The organism is Psychrobacter sp. H8-1 (genome assembly GCF_904846575.1).
Lineage (GTDB): Bacteria > Pseudomonadota > Gammaproteobacteria > Pseudomonadales > Moraxellaceae > Psychrobacter > Psychrobacter fulvigenes.
The window spans coordinates 2,913,223-2,928,353 of record NZ_CAJHBG010000001.1; the positions used below are offsets into that span (position 1 = coordinate 2,913,223).

Below are 15,131 nucleotides of genomic sequence, written 5' to 3' on the forward strand. Positions count from 1 at the left end.
ATCAACCAAAGAGACCAACTATGTTAACTTACAAAGCGCCTTTGCGTGACATCAAATTTTTGATAAATGACGTTTTTGACTATCAAACCCATTATAAAGATTTAGATAATGGCGAAAATGCTGATCCTGAAACAGTCGATATGATTTTGCAGGGTATGGCTGACTTCGCAGAAAACGTCTTATCTCCTATTTATCAGCCTGCTGACGAAGAAGGCTGTCATTTCGAAAATGGCGTTGTGACCACACCGAAAGGCTTTAAAGAAGCGTATGACCAGTTTGTAGAGGGTGGCTGGCAAGGTATCTCGTACCCTGAAGAGTACGGCGGTATGAACTTACCAATGTCATTGAACCTAATCAAAGCAGAAATCATCGGTACTGCCAACTGGCCATGGGCGATGTATCCAGGTCTATCAACCGGTTGTATCAATACCATGATGCAGTACGGTACAGATGAGCAAAAAGAGACTTATTTGCATAAATTGGTTGAAGGCTCATGGTCTGGCACCATGTGTCTAACCGAACCACAGTGTGGAACAGATTTGGGTCAGGTTAAGTCAAAAGCCATTCCACAAGAAGACGGTAGTTACAAGCTCAGCGGCACCAAAATCTTTATCTCAAGTGGTGAGCATGATTTAACAGAAAACATCATCCATATCGTCCTAGCACGCCTACCAGATGCACCAGGTGGCACGCGCGGCATTTCACTATTTATCGTACCAAAATTCTTACCCAACGCTGAAGGCGAGATTGGCGAGCGCAATGGTGTGAGCTGTGGCTCTATCGAGCACAAAATGGGCATCAGCTCATCATCGACTTGCGTCCTAAACTTCGATGAAGCCACCGCTTATCTGATTGGTGATCCAAACAGAGGTCTAAAAGCGATGTTCACCTTTATGAACACTGCTCGTCTCGGTACTGGTATTCAGGGTCTCGCACATACTGAGCTATCATTCCAAAACGCCCTGCCATATGCCAAAGAGCGCCGCTCTATGCGCGCATTATCAGGCACCAAAGATCCTGAAAAAGTAGCAGATGCCATCATTCACCATGCTGACGTACGTCGTATGCTATTGACGCAAAAAGCCTTTGCGGAAGGCGGTCGCTCAATGATTTATCACGCTGCGCGCTATGCAGACAAAATGTCACAAGGTATCGCCAACGGTGATGATGCAGAGTTTGAGAAGTGGGATGACAAGCTTGGTTTTTATACCCCTATCCTAAAGGGTTTCTTAACTGAGCTGGGTATCGAAGCGGCTAAGCATGGTCAGCAAGTTTACGGTGGTCATGGTTATATCAAAGAATGGGGCATGGAGCTGATCGCTCGTGATGCTCGTATCGCCACTATGTATGAAGGTACGACTGGTATCCAAGCGCTTGATTTATTGGGTCGTAAAGTGATCCTACAGTCAAAAGGTAAAATCATTCGCGATTACACCTCAAGCATCATGAAGTGGTGTGGCGAATACGCTCTTGATAAAGACATGCGCAAATTCGTTTGGGCATTGACCAAGCTGTGTGCCGAATGGAACACCCTGACCGTACGCTTGATGCTGATGGCACGTAAAGACCGTGAAATCATCTCAGCGGCCTCAGACGACTATCTGATGTACTCAGGCTACGTAATGATGGGCTATCATTGGGCACGTATGGCTGCAGTCGCTTATGAAAAACTAGAAGAAGGCGGCGTAGAAGCACCAGAGTTTTATGAAGCTAAGATTCAAACTGCTGAATTCTACTTTGATAAACTGTTGCCACGCACTTCAGGTCATGCGGAAGCCATGGTCGCACCAAGCGAGAGCATGATGAACATGCCTATCGATAGCTTTGCCTTTTTAGACTAAGCCTTATCAAACAATATCGAAATTAAGTCAATAATCAAAAAGCGCCCAATACATTGGGCGCTTTTTTGTTGTTTCTCATTTTAGGCACGCTCTAGAGTCTGTTGGATTCTCAACTATTAGGACTGACTATACTCAGCATTTTCTTTTTATAAACGGCACTAATCTCTTCGACTTCGGCGCATATTTGCAAAGCTGCGCGTCCTGACTGCTCTTCGGCCAAAGCCTCTTCTATCGTGGTCACCAAAAGCTCAGCCAATTGATTGCGCGCCACAATATCACGCCCTGTCATCAGTTTTAGGTGCGCATAAATAAAGCCATGTTCCTGCTCATCATCTTCGACACCGACTAAGAAGGTATCCACTGGTAGTATACGTGCTTTGATATCAGTAGGTTTACCAAAGTGACCACTATCCCACAGCGCTTTATTTAACGCTTTGAGTAAGGACTCTTCGTGAGCGATGCTGACATTGGGTGTCGCTTGAATGGTTAAATGCGGCATAGGTATTTCCTTATAATATATTGAATGAAAAGAACACTTTATTGATAGCAGAAAGCTTAGCACGTTTGGCTACTTATTATAGGTGTTCAAATGGTCGCTCATCATAACAATAAATCACTGTCACCAATCAGAGTCACCATCACTTCTCAATGAGCGCAGCCATTACTAAACACTAGCTATCGGCAATGTCAGCAAAGCAAGCGCCCAGCGTTTCTGCCAACTGCATCGGTGGTAGCTCAATCTCTAGCCCGCGACGCCCAGCACTGACATAAATGCTCGTGTGCGGCTGTGCCGAGCTGTCTATGACTGTCACTAGGCGCTTCTTCTGCCCCAACGGACTGACACCGCCTAGCACATAGCCTGTGCTGCGTTCAACCTGTTTGGGATCTGCCATCTGTACTTTTTTGCAGGGCAGCAATTTATTAGAAGACAGCGCTTTCGCCATTTTTTTTAAATTTAAGGTCGTATCGACTGGCAAAATAGCAACAGCCAGCTTGCCAGTATCCGTCTCCACCACTAAGGTCTTGAAGATTTGTGCCGCTGCGACCTCTAGCTTTTCAGCAGCTTCTAACCCAAAAGAGACGGCATTACTATCATGCGTGTATTCATGCAACTTGTAATCAAGACGGCGCTGTTTGGCAATGTTAATAGCAGGAGTCATATAATCAGTCCTAAATAATAGCGGTACAAATATTATAACCCGCGACTGGGGTAGATGAACGTTATGAGATGCCGTGGCAGACATTCAGCAGATATATTTTACGCAAAAATCTTGCACCGTGGTAATAGAGTTACGCATAAAGTCATGGCAACTTTGCCTAAGGATAACTTTATAATATATTCAGCAGAGATACAGACACCATATATCGCTTTATGCACTTTTATGGCATCATAAGGCCATTACATTTACATAGCATGACTTTTTATTATGATACCCAACCGCTTAAAAAACAAACTCTTAAAAAAACGAAAAGCCAAAACATCAGTGCTCTCAGATGCCAAAAAAGCGCCTACTGCTAATACCTCAGTAGCCACGCCTTATAACAGCACTCCGATCAATCAGCTATACCGCAAACTATCAGGAAAAACACTGAATGTGGCGGTCAAAGCCAAGCTATTAGGTGAGTTGCCGGTACTGAATGAAGACGACCAGACACTGACTTTTTATGTACTGCAGGACTATTCACGCTCCAACAGTATTTTGATTGACTTGCAAACGCAGGAATATCAGCTGCCGCCTGCTCTGGTAGATGTAAAAGACAGTGTGCACGATATTGATGAAAGCGCAGCCATTATATTTTTGCATCATCCCAAAGCCAAAGAGCGTAAGTTATCACCGCGCTTATCACGCCTAGTCGCTGCCAGTCTGCAACACCCAGATCTCAAGATACGTTTGATACCTGTATCCATCCTGTGGGGACGCGCGCCAGAAAAAGAAGACTCCTTGCTCAAGCTACTCATGACCGATAACTGGCAAGATCCTAGCATCACCAAGCAGTTATTTAATATCGGAGTAATGGGCCGTGACACCTTTGTGCAGTTCCATGCACCCAAAGACTTGCGCACACTTATCAGTAACAATCTAAACACCAACTTAGATATTGCTGATTTAGATGAGCTGAGTGCGTTTGATAGCGCAGCAAGCTCTGATAATACCGCAGCGCCAGTACCTAGCAATACGTTAGTAGCAACCACGGATGCCAATCGCGAATTGATACGCGCATTGCAGCAGCAGCTCAATGTTTATCTCGATAAGCAGCGCACGACTATGCTCGGCCCTGATTTATCAGATCGACGCAATTTGGTAGATAAGCTGATCTACTCGCCAGCCATCAAGCATGCGACAGAGATTGAAGCGCAAGAAAAGGGTATCACCGTTCGTGAAGCGCGTAACCTCGCTAGAGGCTATGCCAACGAGATGGTCAATGACTACTCGCATCCTATTATTCGTGTCTTTGACAGGTTTTTGACTTGGTTATGGACGCAATTATATGATGGCGTAGAAGTCCATCATTTTGAGCGTGTACGTGAGGTTGCAGCTGATCATGAGATTATTTATGTGCCCTGCCATCGCAGTCATGTTGACTATCTGTTGCTGTCCTACGTCATTTATAAGCGTGGTCTGAGCATTCCTTATGTCGCAGCGGGTGATAACTTAGATGTACCTGTCTTAGGACCTTTATTGCGCAGTGCAGTTGCTTTTTATATTCGTCGTAGCTTCCGTGGTAATGCGCTCTATACTGCCGTATTACGCGAATATATGCATACGCTCATTACTCGCAATACACCGATTGAGTATTTTGTTGAAGGCGGTCGCTCACGCTCAGGGCGTCTACTACCACCGAAGATGGGTATGCTGGCCATGACGGTACACAGTCAGCTACGTCACACCAATAAGCCAGTCGTGTTTATCCCGACCTATATTGGTTATGAGCGTATTATGGAGGGTGGCACTTATATTGGTGAGTTAAAAGGCAAACCAAAAGAGTCAGAATCTGTCCTTGCGCTCCTCAAGGTCAGTCGCAAGATTGAACGCATCTTTGGTAATGTGCATTTAAGCTTTGGTACTCCGCTGCATCTGAGCGAATTTATGAAAAAGTTCGATGTCGCCGCTGACAGCCTACCTGCTGATCGTACCGATACCCCATTGGGCGAAAACGCCAATGCCATGGTTGATAATATCGGCGTAAAAATCATGCAGCATATCAATAAAGCTGCCGTCATCAATCCCGTATCGCTATTGTCATTAGTACTTCTCTCAGCGCCAAAAGCAGCACTTGATGAAGATATTTGCCGTCAGCAAATTGCCTTATATCAAGGTATCGCCCGTAAGATGCCCTACTCTGATGATACGGTCATTACGGATATGAATCCGCAGCAAATCATCAATTATGGTATCAAGCTCAAGCTTATCGAGCGTACGCCGCATATTTTAGGCGACATTATCCAAGTCGCTGGTAAGCAAGCGGCATTGCTCAGCTACTTCCGTAATAACATTTTGCATGTGTTTATTTTATTGTCATTCTTAGCCGCTCTCGTCGCACGCAATGGCCGTATCAAACGCAGTCGTCTTGATGACATCGTCATTCAGATGTATCCATTCTTACAAAGTGAGCTGTTCTTATACTATCCCTCACACGGTCTAATGGATGTCCTCGATCAAAAAGTTGACAACCTCATTGCCCATAACTTAATCGTCGATTTGGGCAATGGTATGCTCAGTGTCCCTGACGCCAATAGCAACTGCTATCAACAGCTTCAGGTACTAGCAGCCCCTGTCGAGCAAAGTCTTGAGCGTTACTTTATGACGCTTGCGCTACTCGCGCAGCAAGGCTCTGGCAACTTAACTGAGGACGAGGTGGTCGATCTATGTCATCTGCTCGGTCAGCGTTTATCTGTGCTGTATGCCGATGACATCCCAGACTTCTTTGATCGCTCACTATTCACCAGCTTTGTGAACGCGCTCATTCGTCTCAACTATCTACAAAAAGACGAAGAAACAGGGGTACTAACATTTGATCATCGTATCAACGATATTGCCAGTCATGCCAAATATGTACTGAGCCCAGATATGATGCAAATCTTGCAGCAAGTCGCCAGTTTAGATGACAAAGAAATCGCCCATGCTATTACTGAGATTAGTAATAAAAAACAGCGTAAGTTTGGACGCAAGCGCTAATTAAGACAAAGTAACTTATGTTCTGGCTCAAAAAAAGACCTCTAATATTTTAGAGGTCTTTTTTTTGTTAAATCAAACAAACTCAGTAGCTATAGTCAAGGAATTTTAAAATCGCTACAAGGCGATCGACCGCAGATAGTACACTGAGTACCTCTAGGGCGAGCAACACCGTAGCGGTTTAAAAGTACTCCGACTATATCTTAGCCAGTAATCTTCTTGTACTTCATGCGCTTAGGACCTGCGTCATCACCCATGGTCTTTTTACGATACGCTTCGTACTCAGAGTAGTTACCGTCATACCATACTGGACCTTCTGGTTCAAAGGCTAGGATATGAGTGGCGATACGGTCAAGGAACCAACGGTCATGCGAGACAACCAATACAGTGCCTGGGAATACCTGAATCGCATCTTCAAGCGCACGCAAAGTCTCTACGTCCAAGTCGTTCGATGGCTCATCCAGTAAGATAACGTTCGCACCTTGCTTTAGAGTCTTTGCCAACTGCAGACGGTTACGCTCACCCCCTGATAGATTACCGACCAACTTTTGCTGATCTGACCCTTTGAAGTTAAAGCGGCCAATATAAGCACGACTTGGCGTTTCGTAGTCTCCAACTTTGATGATATCTAAGCCGTCAGAAACTTCTTCCCAAACAGTCTTATCATTATCTAGGTTGTCACGCACCTGACCAACATAAGCGACGCTGACGCTTTCCCCCAGATCAACCGAACCGGTATCAGGAGTATCTTTGCCCGTCATCATATTAAATAGTGTGGTTTTACCCGCGCCGTTTGGACCGATAATACCAACGATGGCAGCTGGCGGTACATTAAAGCTTAGGTTTTCATAAAGCAGACGATCACCAAAGGATTTTGAGATGTTATTTACCTCAATGACCTTGTTACCCAAACGTGGACCAGGCGGAATGTAAATCTCCGAGGTTTCGTTACGCTGCTGGAACTCTTTTGAGTTAAGCTCTTCAAAGCGCTGGATACGAGATTTAGACTTCGCTTGCTGACCTTTCTGGTTTTTACGGATCCAATCCAACTCTTTTTTCAGCGCTTTTGCAAATGACTCTTCTTGCTTATTCTGATCTTCTAAGCGTTTGTTCTTTTGCTCTAGCCATTCAGTATAGTTACCTTCATAAGGATAGCCATAACCACGGTCAAGCTCCAAAATCCACTCAGCGACGTTGTCTAAGAAGTATCTATCATGCGTAATCGCGACAATAGTACCGCTGAAGTTCTTCAAGAATAGCTCCAACCAAGCGACAGATTCAGCATCTAAATGGTTAGTTGGTTCGTCAAGCAATAGCATATCTGGACGCGATAATAATAAGCGGCACAGAGCAACACGGCGCTTTTCGCCACCAGACAGCTTACTAACTTCTGCATCCCAAGGTGGTAGACGTAGTGCATCAGCGGCTTTTTCTAGCTGCGTATTTAAGTTGTGCGCATCCCAAGCTTGGATGATGTCTTCCATCTTACCCTGCTCTTCAGCAAGCTTATCAAAGTCTGCGTCAGGATCGGCGTATTCTGCATAGATTTCATCAAGGCGCGCTAAGGCATCTAGGGCTTCACGCATACCGTCTTCAACGTTGCCGCGCACGTCTTTGCTGTCGTCTAATTGTGGTTCCTGCGGCAAATAGCCAATTTTGGTACCTGGTTGTGCACGTGCTTCGCCACTGTACTCAGTGTCCACGCCAGCCATGATACGTAGCAGGGTTGACTTACCTGCACCGTTGATACCCAAAACCCCGATCTTCGCACCAGGGAAGAATGACAAGCTGATATCCTTCAGGATTTCACGCTTTGGTGGAACAAGTTTTGACACCTTGTTCATCGTATAAATATATTGTGCCATTGACACTCCGATAGACTACATAAACGAGACCAGCAAGCCGCTTAGCAAAAACGCTAATAATGCAATGTTGCTGCTAATGTGGCGTTGTCTCAAAATAAGGATTGTAAATTATCCGCCATTATCGCATTGTGGCGCATACCCTGCAAGCTGACAGGCAGGTTTATGGCTTGTTTTGGCTGTTTTGTCACAAAGCTAAGCCGCTTTCAGCTAAAGTCAAAAAAACAGTAACATTTAGCCTATCTATTCTTACTAGAAGCAACGGTAAGCCACTGGTAACCAAAGCGATAAAGGCTCATAATAGAAAGTGTAATAACAGTAAAATAAAAAAGTACTGAAGACAATAAAAACATAAAGACGGAGTTTTACTATGAGTAACCAAGCAAGCTCACTAGACTTAGATATTATCCATAATGAGCAAGCCAAACGTTTTGAAACCACGGTCGAAGATCAAATGGGTTATATCAGTTATCAAGAGCGTGGCGACACCCTAGTCTACGATCATACCATCGTGCCACAAGCCCTTGGTGGACGCGGCATTGGCTCAAAACTGGTCAAGCATGCACTTGACTATGCCCAAGAGCATAACAAAAAAGTCGTGCCGCAGTGCTCATTTGTGTCTGTCTATATTGACAAGCATCCTGAGTATCAGGATCTGCTATAACCCAGTTAAATAATAGCTTAATATGGTACATATCCTAAAAAATGTTTTAATGACTTCATCACTAGCACATAATAGCTAGAGCTTAATAATAAGGGATATTGATATGAGTAGCTTATCTGACAAACAAGTAAATCTACAGCTAGAAGAGCTCGCTGGTTGGCAGCGCGAAGGCGATAGTATCGTCAAAACCTACCACTTTAGCGACTTCATCGAAGCCATGAGTTTTATGAATCAAGCGGCTTTTTATGCTGAAGCACTTGAGCACCATCCTGAATGGCGCAATGTCTACAACGTCGTGGAAGTACGCCTAACATCACATGATACTGGCGGGATTACCAGCCACGATATCCGTTTGGCAAAACGCATGGAACACATCATCCAGCCCAAAACTTTCTAGGCTTTCTAAACCAGACTCTCTAAACTTAGCAAAGTAAAGCAAGTAACGTTCTCAGCAGCTTATACAGCAAATCTTTTAAGGTATAACTAAAAAACGTCCTGCAAGAGGACGTTTTCTGTAGAGCTTGAGAGTTTTATTCTTAATATCGGCCTTATTACATTTTGCGACCGATAAAGGCGACAATAAACAAGATTACTGCGACTACTAAGAAAATATATGCCAAGTTAGAAGACAGTCCAGCGACACCGCCGAATCCTAAAAAACTTGCCAACAATGCGATGACTGCAAAAATGATTGCCCAGCGAAACATAATTACTCTCCTTAATTATAAAAGCATTTGGTTGTAAAACGCAAAACAGAGATTGATTCTGATAGTCCTTTAGCAGCTGCTCCTTTCACATCCCGCTACGTCTACTTATTATTAATGCTTATTGTTTTTGGTTATATGACCCTATAGGTCGTGATAATAGATTAGCAATTGTTTTCGGAGTAATACGTTCAGTTTGGTAATCATCAGGCTATGTTGTGTAAGCTTTGTAGTAGTCTTACCTTATTTGTATCAAGTTTGAGAGGTTTTGAGTATTACTGAGTTTCAAAATTCATCGTTGGCTTTGCATCGACAGCTGAAACCCTTATGCTGAGATGTTTGCTTATAATCCATTGAAAATAAAACAGTTATATAAATTCAAATGCAAACTAAATAAAGGAAAATATTTATGGTAAACGATATGGTAAATGATACAGATAACCAACATGACACTTCAAAACGCCCCTATGCCGTGGTTTTATACGGTGCAACCAGCTTTGTCGGTCAAATCACCGCTCACTATCTGGCGCAGTTTTTATCCAATAAAAAATCTACTGACGATTCAGAAAAATCTGCGGTTACTTGGGCGATAGCGGGCCGCGATAAAGAAAAACTTGAGAAGCTCCAATCAGAGCTTAGTAAGGCTCAGAACAATGAAGAAACTGATAAGAAAGTAGATATTATCATTGCCAATAGTGACGATGACACTAGTCTCGATGAGATGACCAAGCAAACACAAGTCATTATCTCAACCGTAGGCCCTTATCTCAAATATGGTGAGCCACTGATTAAGTCTTGTGTCAATAATGGTACGGATTATGTCGATCTCACTGGTGAGGCCATTTTTATCAAGGATATGATGGATAAATACCAAGCAAAGGCTCAGCAAACTGGCGCTCGTATCGTCAACTCGTGTGGCTTTGACTCCATTCCTTCAGATTTAGGCGTCTACTTCACCCAGCAGCAAGCTGAAGCAAAGTTTAATCAACAGTGTGACGTTATTCATATGCGCGTAAAAGCGGCTAAGGGCGGGCTATCTGGTGGTACCATCGCTTCTATGGCGACTATCTTTGAAGAAGTTGGTAAGGATAAAGCGCGCCGTAAGCAAGTCGCCAACCCTTACTTGCTAAACGATGATACAGATGCCCCCAATGTGCGCCAAGACAACATCAGCAAACCAGAATATGATAGTGAGCATGAGCGCTGGTTGGCACCTTTTGTAATGGCCAGTATCAATACGCGTATCGTTCATCGTAGTAACCAACTCCTTGGTTACGAATATGGTCGCGATTTCAAATACGACGAAGCGATGTGGATGAAGGATGGTATCAAAGGTCAACTATCAAGTTACGCAATGAGCGCAGGTTTACTTGGCTTTGCCACAGCGATGATGATTAAACCAAGCCGTGAGTTATTATCTAAGCATGTGCTGCCAAAATCAGGCTCTGGCCCTTCTAAGTCTGAGCAAGAAAACGGCTATTTTGATATTCGCTTCTTTGGCGAAACTTCCGAAAAAGACAGCATCAGCACCAAAGTTACAGGTGACAAAGACCCAGGCTACGGCAGTACGTCACGTATGCTGGCACAATCAGCTCTATGCTTGGCTCAAGATGTGACCAAGGCAGAAGTTGCAGGTGGGTTTTGGACGCCAGCATCTGCGATGGGTAACAAACTCCTCACTCGTTTAGAAGATCATGCTGGTCTCAGCTTTGAAGTAGTCTAAAACAAAGCTTAACCTCAATGCTTTGATGCTTGGACATCGATAAATAATAGTAACTGATAATTAATACTACCATTAAAGGCCGTACTCTAACTAAAGAGTACGGCCTTTTTTAGGTCTTTCAAAATATTAGATACTAAAATAAAAAATACCAAAATAAATAAATGCTCAAGATTGTTATAGTCGATCCACTATAAAATAAATACAGTACTACTGGGATAAATTTTATGCAGCATCGAACAGTGACGGAGTCGCACAGCAAGCAAAGAAAATTTATCCCAGTAGTACGCTGTAAAAGCTGTACTCTTTTTATTTAGGACTCACTATAGATCATGACATCGTATCACTCAAGTAAACAAAGTTACTGGTTTCTAGCTTTTTGGTATATGCCCCTGCATCGCTCAAAGGATAGATTTTTTGATAAAAATCGTTTTTCTTATTTATTATCCTGTCATTTTTCAGTCACCGACTAAGCTTTGATAACGTTGCAAGCACCTGTTTAAAAAAAACAGTTTAAAAATAGAAGCTAAGAGCATCGCTGCAGACATTGCATAATGTCACATGTAAACATCAAGCTGTGACTTTATTAAACAGCTTACTACTGAAACAACAGCATCACAGCTGTTACTTTCACGTTTAAATATTGTGGTTCAGATAATCAAACATTCAGCCCTTTATTTTGCATCGATCATGATAGCTATCACAGCGGTTATCATGATTTTATTTTGCTTATTGGCGGTATGTTAAAAATACTAAACATATATATCGTGAAATATGAATGGTTTCGTATGAGTCGTTTTGTGTTACTCAAACTTTTTATACGAAGTTTTTCATGGATAAAGCCGACTAAGCAATTGCTAAAAGTGCAGCTGCTAAAAGTCACCAAGATACAAACTTGGCTTCAGTGCTTGCTCAAGATATGTTGAAAGTTCTTTATCTGAGCACTGAAACTAGGACACTGAAAACCAGCTACTGTAGATAAATAACTTAAGGAATCAACTCATGAAAAACCGTACTTTACCTTTATCATTACTGATGGGCGCCGCTCTAGCTATTCCGAGTCTAGCAATGGCTGACACAAGCAATCTTGATGAGATGACGGACGTCACGCCAGCTGACATGCGTACGATGCCAGTTGATAATACGCTAGAGGCCGACGTTGAAGGACCTGACGGAGAGCTACTTGCGACGCAACCTGGCGCTATCGAGACCAATGAGTCTGAAGCGGTTGCTATCGCTGAAATGGATGACGAAGCGGATGCTGACATGGCTACTGCTGAAGTCGATGCAGAAGTTGCGGCTGCTGATGCTGATATGGTAGAAGCAGAAGCTTTGCAACCAGCACAGAATACGCAAGCTTTGAATATGCAGCATAGTGAGGCTAACTATCAGCCATTAATCACTGGTGAAAACGCTACTGACGAGCAAGCCGCAGATACCGCTATTACGCTGCAAGAAAAGAAAAAAGACCCACGCGGTGAGCTGCTTGCTACCCAGCCTGCAGAAGTCGAAGCAAATGAGAGTCGTCGCATTACTGTACGCTAGACGATTTTGAATCTATCAGCACTAAAAGCTTTCAGTAAATATCGTAAACATAAAAAGGCAGCCGAATGGCTGCCTTTTTATGTGGTGCTAAATGCTAAATGACGGTTACTTCTTGGTTTTGGTCACGCCTGCTTCTTGTAGGAGTGCTCCAAGCGTACCAATTTTGGTAGGTGCTTCAGCCTTACTAGGCTTTGATGCTTTATTACGGTTATTCGCTGGGTTATTACCCTTATCACCTCTGTCCTGAGGACGTTTGCCACGTGGCTTTGCAGGGCGTTTGTCACCCTCAGTAGCTGGGCGACTACTGCGCGGGCGACTGGGCTTCTCATCAGCAGATCGGGCAGGCTTTTCGCCTTCTGGTTTCATACTAAAGCCGATACGACCACGTTTTTCATCGATAGAAATGACACGTACTGAGACGATGTCGCCTGGTTTAACGCGGTTCATCGGATCAGCGACGAAGTCATTGGCCATCTGCGAGATATGCACTAGGCCGTCTTGGTGTACACCGACATCAACGAAACAACCAAAGGCGGTGACGTTGGTCACGACGCCTTCAAGCTGCATGCCTTCCTCTAAGTCTTTAATGCTATTGACGTCTTCACGGAAATTAGCGGTTTTGAACTCAGGACGTGGATCACGTGCTGGCTTGGCCAGCTCTTCGATGATGGCTTTGACACTGATGTTGTCATCGTTCGCCGCAAGCGCATTGGTATCGATGCTATTTAACACACCATCATTACCGAGCACTTCTGGCAATGCTTTACCGGTTTGCGCCAGTAAGCTGTCGACCAAACCATAACTTTCTGGATGCACACCAGTGGCATCAAGGGGATTGCTACCATCATGGATACGTAAGAAGCCTGCTGCTTGCTCAAAGGTCTTAGCACCCAAGCGCGGAACGTTTTTGAGCGCCTCGCGGCTATCAAATGCACCATGCTCTTTACGATAAGTGACGATTTGCTGCGCGACGTTGCGATTCAGACCAGCAATGTGGGCTAGGATAGCAGGGCTTGCCGTATTGACATCAACGCCAACAGCATTCACGCTGTCTTGCGTGACTTTATCAAGGCTATCTGCCAATTGGCTTTGGTTGACATCGTGCTGATATTGGCCTACACCAATGGCTTTTGGATCGACTTTCACCAACTCTGATAGCGGATCTTGTAGACGGCGGGCAATAGAGACCGCGCCGCGTACCGAGACATCAAGGTTGGCAAGCTCATCACTGGCAAGCTCACTGGCAGAATAGACTGATGCACCCGATTCATTGACGATCACCGCTTTGGCTTTTAGCTCAGTATTGGCAGCCAAAATCTCTTTGATCATAGCATCTGTTTCGCGGCTTGCAGTACCATTGCCGATCGCTACCAAATCAACGTCATAAGTGCTTAACAGCTCATCAATGACTTTTTTGGCCTCAATCATCTTATTATCAGGGGCAAATGGATAGACAGTCGCTACCACAGGCTTGTCTTCACTGTCTAGCGCGACATGGCCTTGGGCATCAACGATTGCCATTTTGACGCCATGACGGATACCAGGATCGACACCTAAGATTACTTTGCGGCCAGCAGGCGCTGCCATCAATAAATGCTGTAAGTTGTTGGCAAACACATCGATCGCATCCGCTTCTGCCGTCAGACGCTTCTCAGTCAGCAAGCGATGCTCGATATGCGGACGCCACTTGTCTTTCCACAGGCTATTAGCTGCTTCGGTCAAAAACTCACGGCGCTCGGCAGGCGCTTTGGCATCAACATTGAAATGATGAATGATTTTTTCGATAAAGGGTGCGTCTTCGCCTTCAATTTTTAGACCTAAGACGTTTTCTTGACGACCACGCAGCATCGCAAGCAAGCGATGATTGGGCAGGCGCGCTAGGCTTTCGCTATGCTCAAAGTAATCTTTGAATTTCTCGCCCACTTCACGCTTTTCGTCACTGGCAACAGCAGATACGATACTCGCTGTTTTGGCAAAGCCACTACGCAGGCCATCAAGCAGATCGAGCGCTTGTGTCCATTCATCGACGATGATGGCTTGTACGCCAGCCAGTTGCTTGTCGAGATCACTGAAGTCCACTTCAATCTCATTGCCATTATCGTCAGAGATGCTAGATGGTGCTTGATAGTCAGCCAAGGCCTCTGTTGGAGTCACCTCTTGCGTCAACAGCGCTTGCGCTGCCGCATCAAGACCTGCAGCACGTGCTTTGGCAGCTGGTGAGCGGCGACGCGGACGGTACGGCAAGTAGATATCTTCAAGCTCAAGCTTGGACGTCGCATTATCGATGCGCGTCTGTAGCTCGTCGGTGAGATTGCCCTGCGTGCTAAGCAGCTCAGTAATTTTGAGACGACGGGTTGCCATGTCGCGCTCATAATTGAGAGACTTCTCTAAAGCACGCAGCTGCGCATCATCGAGATTCTGGGTTTTTTCTTTGCGGTAACGCGCAATAAACGGGACCGTCGCCCCTTCATCGTATAGTTTGACAAACGCATTGACTTGAGCAGTCTTAATGCCAAGCGCGCGAGCAAGCTTGTCGTGAATATTCGCGTGGGTGGTTGCATCTAGGCTCTGAGCTTTTGTCGAGGCCTGAGAAGACGTTTGGGTATCAGTGCTACTCATA

At 44.7% G+C, this 15,131-nt stretch carries 11 protein-coding genes; 6 read left to right on the plus strand and 5 right to left on the minus strand.

Annotated elements, in window-relative coordinates:
• Nucleotides 1–20 precede the first annotated feature (20 nt).
• Nucleotides 21–1,841 (plus strand): acyl-CoA dehydrogenase C-terminal domain-containing protein, encoded by a 1,821-nt coding sequence (locus tag JMY01_RS12080; RefSeq protein ID WP_201576103.1) that lies wholly within the window; start codon nucleotides 21–23, stop codon nucleotides 1,839–1,841.
• A gap of 109 nt (nucleotides 1,842–1,950) precedes the next feature.
• Here the strand turns inward: JMY01_RS12080 and JMY01_RS12085 are convergent, their stop codons facing one another.
• Nucleotides 1,951–2,340 (minus strand): 5-carboxymethyl-2-hydroxymuconate Delta-isomerase, encoded by a 390-nt coding sequence (locus JMY01_RS12085; RefSeq protein ID WP_201576105.1) that lies wholly within the window; start codon nucleotides 2,338–2,340, stop codon nucleotides 1,951–1,953.
• Nucleotides 2,341–2,512: 172 nt separating this feature from the next.
• A complete protein-coding gene (gene ybaK / locus JMY01_RS12090) occupies nucleotides 2,513–3,001 on the minus strand; it encodes a Cys-tRNA(Pro) deacylase (RefSeq protein WP_201576107.1) in 489 nt (162 codons plus the stop codon).
• A gap of 267 nt (nucleotides 3,002–3,268) precedes the next feature.
• Between ybaK and plsB the strand changes: the two genes are divergently transcribed.
• Entirely contained in the window at nucleotides 3,269–6,019 is a 2,751-nt protein-coding gene (plsB, locus tag JMY01_RS12095; protein WP_201576109.1) for a glycerol-3-phosphate 1-O-acyltransferase PlsB, read from the plus strand.
• A gap of 200 nt (nucleotides 6,020–6,219) precedes the next feature.
• Here plsB and ettA read toward each other — a convergent pair whose 3' ends face one another.
• Nucleotides 6,220–7,881, minus strand: a complete 1,662-nt coding sequence (ettA, locus tag JMY01_RS12100) for an energy-dependent translational throttle protein EttA (protein WP_201576111.1) — start codon at nucleotides 7,879–7,881, stop codon at nucleotides 6,220–6,222.
• A gap of 367 nt (nucleotides 7,882–8,248) precedes the next feature.
• On the opposite strand from ettA, the gene JMY01_RS12105 reads away from it, so the two are divergent.
• Both JMY01_RS12105 and JMY01_RS12110 read left to right on the plus strand, forming a co-directional pair.
• The gene (locus tag JMY01_RS12105) at nucleotides 8,249–8,542 is read left to right on the plus strand and encodes a GNAT family N-acetyltransferase (RefSeq protein WP_201576114.1); all 294 of its coding nucleotides are present in this window, start codon (nucleotides 8,249–8,251) and stop codon (nucleotides 8,540–8,542) included.
• A 103-nt stretch (nucleotides 8,543–8,645) separates the two neighbouring features.
• Nucleotides 8,646–8,939 (plus strand): 4a-hydroxytetrahydrobiopterin dehydratase, encoded by a 294-nt coding sequence (locus tag JMY01_RS12110; RefSeq protein WP_201576116.1) that lies wholly within the window; start codon nucleotides 8,646–8,648, stop codon nucleotides 8,937–8,939.
• 154 nt (nucleotides 8,940–9,093) lie between these two features.
• Here the strand turns inward: JMY01_RS12110 and JMY01_RS12115 are convergent, their stop codons facing one another.
• Nucleotides 9,094–9,249, minus strand: coding sequence for a DUF1328 domain-containing protein (locus tag JMY01_RS12115; RefSeq protein WP_201576118.1), 156 nt, complete (start codon nucleotides 9,247–9,249; stop codon nucleotides 9,094–9,096).
• Between the two features lie 406 nt (nucleotides 9,250–9,655).
• On the opposite strand from JMY01_RS12115, the gene JMY01_RS12120 reads away from it, so the two are divergent.
• Together JMY01_RS12120 and JMY01_RS12125 are read left to right on the plus strand one after the other, a co-directional pair.
• Nucleotides 9,656–10,969 (plus strand): trans-acting enoyl reductase family protein, encoded by a 1,314-nt coding sequence (locus JMY01_RS12120; protein ID WP_201576120.1) that lies wholly within the window; start codon nucleotides 9,656–9,658, stop codon nucleotides 10,967–10,969.
• A gap of 999 nt (nucleotides 10,970–11,968) precedes the next feature.
• Nucleotides 11,969–12,511, plus strand: a complete 543-nt coding sequence (locus JMY01_RS12125; protein ID WP_201576122.1) for a hypothetical protein — start codon at nucleotides 11,969–11,971, stop codon at nucleotides 12,509–12,511.
• A gap of 105 nt (nucleotides 12,512–12,616) precedes the next feature.
• Here the strand turns inward: JMY01_RS12125 and JMY01_RS12130 are convergent, their stop codons facing one another.
• Nucleotides 12,617–15,130 (minus strand): Tex family protein, encoded by a 2,514-nt coding sequence (locus JMY01_RS12130; protein ID WP_201576124.1) that lies wholly within the window; start codon nucleotides 15,128–15,130, stop codon nucleotides 12,617–12,619.
• Nucleotide 15,131 lies beyond the last annotated feature (1 nt).

Bases quoted from the DNA above. Each gene is read 5' to 3' on its own strand.
- JMY01_RS12080 (WP_201576103.1), top strand. From the start codon at position 21: ATGTTAACTTACAAAGCGCCTTTGCGTGACATCAAATTTTTGATAAAT.
- JMY01_RS12085 (WP_201576105.1), bottom strand. From the start codon at position 2,340: ATGCCGCATTTAACCATTCAAGCGACACCCAATGTCAGCATCGCTCAC.
- ybaK (WP_201576107.1), bottom strand. From the start codon at position 3,001: ATGACTCCTGCTATTAACATTGCCAAACAGCGCCGTCTTGATTACAAG.
- plsB (WP_201576109.1), top strand. From the start codon at position 3,269: ATGATACCCAACCGCTTAAAAAACAAACTCTTAAAAAAACGAAAAGCC.
- ettA (WP_201576111.1), bottom strand. From the start codon at position 7,881: ATGGCACAATATATTTATACGATGAACAAGGTGTCAAAACTTGTTCCA.
- JMY01_RS12105 (WP_201576114.1), top strand. From the start codon at position 8,249: ATGAGTAACCAAGCAAGCTCACTAGACTTAGATATTATCCATAATGAG.
- JMY01_RS12110 (WP_201576116.1), top strand. From the start codon at position 8,646: ATGAGTAGCTTATCTGACAAACAAGTAAATCTACAGCTAGAAGAGCTC.
- JMY01_RS12115 (WP_201576118.1), bottom strand. From the start codon at position 9,249: ATGTTTCGCTGGGCAATCATTTTTGCAGTCATCGCATTGTTGGCAAGT.
- JMY01_RS12120 (WP_201576120.1), top strand. From the start codon at position 9,656: ATGGTAAACGATATGGTAAATGATACAGATAACCAACATGACACTTCA.
- JMY01_RS12125 (WP_201576122.1), top strand. From the start codon at position 11,969: ATGAAAAACCGTACTTTACCTTTATCATTACTGATGGGCGCCGCTCTA.
- JMY01_RS12130 (WP_201576124.1), bottom strand. From the start codon at position 15,130: ATGAGTAGCACTGATACCCAAACGTCTTCTCAGGCCTCGACAAAAGCT.